General features: G+C 73.0%; 2 protein-coding genes. One reads left to right on the plus strand and one right to left on the minus strand.

What is annotated here, in order from left to right:
• Window positions 1–39: 39 nt before the first annotated feature.
• Window positions 40–732, minus strand: coding sequence for a hypothetical protein (locus ABD308_RS24745; protein WP_344338725.1), 693 nt, complete (start codon window positions 730–732; stop codon window positions 40–42).
• Between the two features lie 272 nt (window positions 733–1,004).
• Here ABD308_RS24745 and ABD308_RS24750 point away from each other — a divergent pair, with 272 nt between their 5' ends.
• Entirely contained in the window at window positions 1,005–1,313 is a 309-nt protein-coding gene (locus ABD308_RS24750) for a cupin domain-containing protein (RefSeq protein WP_344338727.1), read from the plus strand.
• Window positions 1,314–1,332: the final 19 nt, after the last annotated feature.

Consider the following 1,332-nt stretch of genomic DNA (forward strand, 5'->3'; position numbering starts at 1 on the left):
CGGGCTGGAGGCCGACAGCCGTGTTCTGTACGGGGGATGTCAGGAGTCCCGGACGATGACGGTGGCGGAGACGGTCATGGCCAGCCAGCCGAGGACCGGGACGGCCAGGAGGGCGGCGACCGGCAGGGACGTCGTGATGAGGCCGAGGCAGCCGAGCATCGCGGTGACGGCGGTGAAGCCGCCCATGGCGAGGGCGAAGGAGGCCGCCCGGGTGCCCGCGCGTGACCAGGTCAGGCCCAGGATCGTGAGCGTCGCTCCCAGGCCGGCCAGCAGGGACACCTTGAGGGAGGGGAGCCAGGGCGTGCCCAGAGTGCCGGAGCGGTGTCCCTGGGAGGAGAGCTCGGCCACCCGTCCCCGGTAGAGCGTCAGGTCCACGTCCGTGCCCACCTCGGCAGCGGTGTAGAGGTTCCCGGTGACCTCGTAGCGGTGGGCGGGGGCCGCCTCGCGTGCCACCTTCACGATGTAGGTGGTTCCGTCGCCGCTGACGGTGTACCGGTCCGTCACCTTGCCGGTCTCGCGCCGCACGCAGTCCGTGCCGGTCGCGTGCTGCGCCGTTCCGCACACCGGGGCGGAGCGGTAGCCGAGCGCGGCGTCGTTGGCGTCGAGGAACCAGCTGAAACCGAGGACGGCGGTGGCCAGTCCTGCCAGGGCGAGCAGGCCCGACGCCGCCACCGTTCCGGCGAGCCGGGACCGGTCCAGTGGCGGCCTCGCGGCCTTGGCCGGAGCGTTCATCGCAACCCCCAGTCGATCGCGTCCACGGACACCTCCCCGGTGCCCAGCAGGGATGCTTCCAGGGAGACGGCCGAACCGGGCGTCGTACGAACGTTCTTGTGGCGAAGTTGTGGCTATGTCTCGGAACCGTCGGCGGGACCGGGGCCGTCGGCGGGACCGGGGCCGGCGAGGTTTTGCCAAACGGTCGACCAACCGGCCCGGGTGCGCGGGTAGCGTCCGGTGACGTCCCTTCCGAACACCAGCGCGAGCCACGCTCGCCGAGGAGGCCTGCCATGAACCCGGTCGATCTGTACGAGACGGCGTCCGCGCTGCCCGCGCCGTGGGAGTCCGCCGTGCTCGGGCGGGTGGGGACGGCCGCCGTGAAGGTGCTGCGGATGGACGGGCGGGCGCTGCCGGTCGAGGTGCACGACACGGCGGAGCTGCTGCTGGTGCTCGACGGGCGCCTCGAACTGCTCGTGGACGGCGTCGAGGTGACGGTCGGACCGGGTGGGCTCCACGAGGTGGCGGCGGGTGTGCGGCACGCCGTGCGGCCGGGCAGCACGGGGACGCTGGTGCTGGTGGAGGCGGGTGCCGGTGGCTAGCGGGAGGTCGCCGTCACCG

Origin of the sequence: Kitasatospora putterlickiae (assembly GCF_039527695.1) — a bacterium.
Taxonomy (GTDB): Bacteria; Actinomycetota; Actinomycetes; order Streptomycetales; family Streptomycetaceae; genus Kitasatospora; species Kitasatospora putterlickiae.

Bases quoted from the DNA above. Each gene is read 5' to 3' on its own strand.
- ABD308_RS24745 (WP_344338725.1), bottom strand. From the start codon at position 732: ATGAACGCTCCGGCCAAGGCCGCGAGGCCGCCACTGGACCGGTCCCGG.
- ABD308_RS24750 (WP_344338727.1), top strand. From the start codon at position 1,005: ATGAACCCGGTCGATCTGTACGAGACGGCGTCCGCGCTGCCCGCGCCG.